General features: G+C 73.7%; 2 protein-coding genes and 1 pseudogene. 2 read left to right on the top strand and 1 reads right to left on the bottom strand.

Annotation, left to right across the window (positions count from 1 at the left end; genetic code table 11):
• The first annotated feature begins 8 nt into the window (after window positions 1-8).
• Window positions 9-710 carry a CDP-alcohol phosphatidyltransferase family protein gene (locus AC13HU_RS34720; RefSeq protein WP_483045978.1) on the top strand — a complete coding sequence of 234 codons (702 nt, stop codon included), beginning with the start codon at window positions 9-11 and terminating at the stop codon, window positions 708-710.
• Here AC13HU_RS34720 and AC13HU_RS34715 read toward each other — a convergent pair.
• Entirely contained in the window at window positions 682-1,221 is a 540-nt protein-coding gene (locus tag AC13HU_RS34715; RefSeq protein WP_483045977.1) for an FAD synthase family protein, read from the bottom strand. The genes AC13HU_RS34720 and AC13HU_RS34715 overlap by 29 nt on opposite strands.
• A gap of 208 nt (window positions 1,222-1,429) precedes the next feature.
• Between AC13HU_RS34715 and AC13HU_RS34710 the strand changes: the two are divergent.
• Window positions 1,430-2,635, top strand: a pseudogene (locus tag AC13HU_RS34710) (glycosyltransferase); the annotation flags it as partial.
• Window positions 2,636-3,165 lie beyond the last annotated feature (530 nt).

Genomic DNA, 3,165 nt, shown 5'->3' with positions numbered 1-3,165 from the left:
GCGAGGCGCTGCGGCGGCTGCGGGACGCGCAGAAGAGCGCGAAGGGCGTGTCGCTCTACTCGCGGTACGTGAACCGGCCGGTGGGGCGGGTGCTGGCGGCCGGGGCGTACCGGGCCGGGCTGAGCCCGAACCAAGTCACCCTGATCAGCGCCGCGTTCAGCGCGGCCGGGATCGCCGCGGTGGCGGTGGCGAACCCGTCCTGGCCGCTCGCCGTGGCCGTCTACGCCGCACTCGCCGTCGGCTTCGCCTTCGACTCCGCCGACGGCCAACTCGCCCGGCTGCTGGGGAAGGGCGGCCCGGCGGGGGAGTGGCTGGACCACGTGGTGGACTGCGCGAAGATCACCGCGCTGCACGCCGCCGTGCTGGTCACCTTCTACCGTCACTTCCAACTGCCCGCCGAAAGCTGGCTGCTGGTGCCGCTCGGCTTCCAACTCGCCGCCGTGCTCATATTCTTCGGCGGTCTGCTGACGGACAAGCTGAAACCGAAGGGGAGTTCGGGCGGCCCGGCGGCGGCGCCGTCACGGCTGCGCGCGGTCGCGCTGCTGCCGGTCGACTACGGCGTGATGTGCGCGGTGTTCCTGCTGCTCGGCAGCGAACGGGCCTTCCGCTACGGGTACACCGCGCTGTTCGCGGTGCACGTGCTGTTCCTCGCGGCCTTCCTGACGAAGTGGTTCCGCGAGCTCAAAGCGCTTCCGCGTCAGGTGGGTTGACCGGCGGTATGCCGGCCACCACGGCCCCCGCGCCGCTGCCGGAGCTGCCGGAGCCGGAGCCGGGACCGACTCCGGGACCGACTCCGGGGCCGGTGAGAATGTCCAGGGCGCGGCGCAGCTGGGTGCTGGAAGTGTGCACGGTGTAGGGGAAGTAGACGATCTCGACGCCGACTGTCGCGAACTTCTTCTCCAGTCGCCGCCCCTTCTCGGTGCCCCGCCAGTCGTCGCCCTTGAACAGCACGTCGAAGCGCACCTGGCGCCAGGTCTCCAGCTTGTCCGGCACGGTCTCCACGAACGCGGCGTCCACGAACCGCACGCTGCGCACGATCTCCAGCCGCTCCACCAGCGGCACCACCGGGCTGCGGCCCTTGGCGAGTTGGGCCATCTCGTCGGAGACCACCCCCGCCACCAGGTAGTCGCACTGGCTGCGGGCGTGCCGCAGGATGTTCAGATGGCCCACGTGGAAGAGGTCGTAGACCCCCGGCGCGTAGCCGACCCGGTGCAGCATCATCCGACCCCCAGCCGTACACCGCTCCCCAGCGCTGCCGAGTCTCAGACGATAGCCGGACGTATCGCGGTCAATGGGGGATTTGCGGAACTCCGAACTTCAACGCTCGGCAAGCGCAGGTGTGGTGGCGGAGCGAACGACTAGGGTGTGCACTTGTCTGGATCTGGGGGTTGGTCCCGGGGGGAAGGAACGCTTCGTGGATTCGTCGGGTCTGCGCCGCAGGTTGTTGCTGGTCTCCACCAACTACGCGCCGGAACACGCCGGGATAGGGCCGTACGCCACGCAGATCGCCGAGCACTGGGCGGTCGGCGGCGCGGAGGTGCATGTCCTCACCGGCATGCCGCACTACCCGGCGTGGAAGCTCGATCCCGCGTATGCCGGGGTGCAGCGGGTCGAGGAGGACCGGGCCGGCGTGCGGGTGCACCGGCGCGGACACGCGGTGCCCGCGCGGCAGACCGCCCTGCGCCGGGCCGCGTTCGAGGTGAGCGTGCTGCGCGGCGGGCGCGACGAGCCGGCCGGGATGGGGCGGCCCGACGTGGTGTTCGCGCAGATACCGAGCCTGGCCGGCGGGGTGCTCGGGGCGCGGCTGGCCGAGCGCCACCAGGTGCCGTTCGTACCGATCGTGCAGGACCTGATGGGTGCCGCGGCCGCGCAGAGCGGGATGCGCGGCGGCGGGCCCGTCGGACTCGCCGCCGGACTCGTCGAGAAGTACGCGCTGCGGCGCGCCGCGCTCGTCGGGGTGATCCACGACTCGTTCGTGCCGAAGGTGGCCGCGATGGGGGTGCCGCCCGAGCGGATACGGGTGGTGCCGAACTGGTCGCATGTACGGCGCCCTTCGCGCCCCCGCGCGGAGATGCGGGCCCGGCTGGGGTGGCGGCCCGGGCAGACCGTGCTGCTGCACTCCGGGAACATGGGGCTCAAGCAGGGCCTGGAGGTGCTGGTCGAGACGGCGCGCTCGGCACCCGAGACCCGGGTCGTCCTGATGGGCGACGGCAACCAGCGCGATCACCTGCGCTCCCTCGCGGGCGGCCTGCCCAACCTGGACTTCCTCGCCCCGGCCACCGACGAGGAGTTCGCCGAGGTGCTGGCCGCCGCCGACTTCCTCCTGGTCACCCAGCGGGCCTCCGTCCGCGACATGAGCCTGCCGTCCAAGCTCACGTCCTACTTCGCGGCCGGCCGCCCCGTGCTCGCCGCGGTCGCCCCGGACAGCGGCACCGCCCAGGAGGTACTGCGCTCCGGCGCCGGCGTCGTCGTCGCGCCCGAGTCCCCGGGGGAGTTGCTCGCAGCCGTCCAGACCCTCACGCTCGACACCGCCCGCACCGCCGTACTCGCCGCCGCCGGCCCCGTCTACGTCGATGCGCACCTTTCCCGCGAGGCGGGGCTCGGCCGCATCGACGCGTTGCTCGCCGAGGCGCTGGCGGGGCACGCCCCCGCCGCCCCCGCGCCGACGGGTGTTGCCGTACCCGACGCCGTGCTCCCGGCGGCAGGCGGTGCCGCGCCCGATGTCGTCCCCGTGCCGGCAGGCGGTGCCGCGCCCGGCAGCCCTGCGAGTACGGTCGCTGAGGCGACGGCTGGTGTTGTGCCGGGTGCGGTGCCTGCGGCCGGGCCGGAGACGGCAGTTGGTGGGGCGGCTGTGCCTGGGGCGGCGAGTACGGCCGCTGAGGCGACGGCCACGGCCACGGCTGCGCCCGAGGGCGCGCCTGCCGCGCCGGGCCGTCCGTCCACGTCCCCGGCCGGAGCGGTCGCGCCGCCGCGGCCGACGGCACCGCCACCGCCTGCGGCACCTCCGCGTCCTTCCGTTCCGCCGCGTCCCGCCTCTTCGCCGCTGGCCGGTGCGGAACAGCCGGGCGCGGCACAGGAATTCGGCGCCGACGCCCCTGAGCCCCCGGCCGCGGAATCGGGTGAGGCGGAGCGCGATGGGGACCCGGTGACGGAATCGGCCGAGGC

This window comes from Streptomyces sp. NH27, from assembly GCF_056859195.1.
Note: the sequence above shows the minus strand (reverse complement) of the source record. Positions and strands in the feature narration are given on the sequence as shown.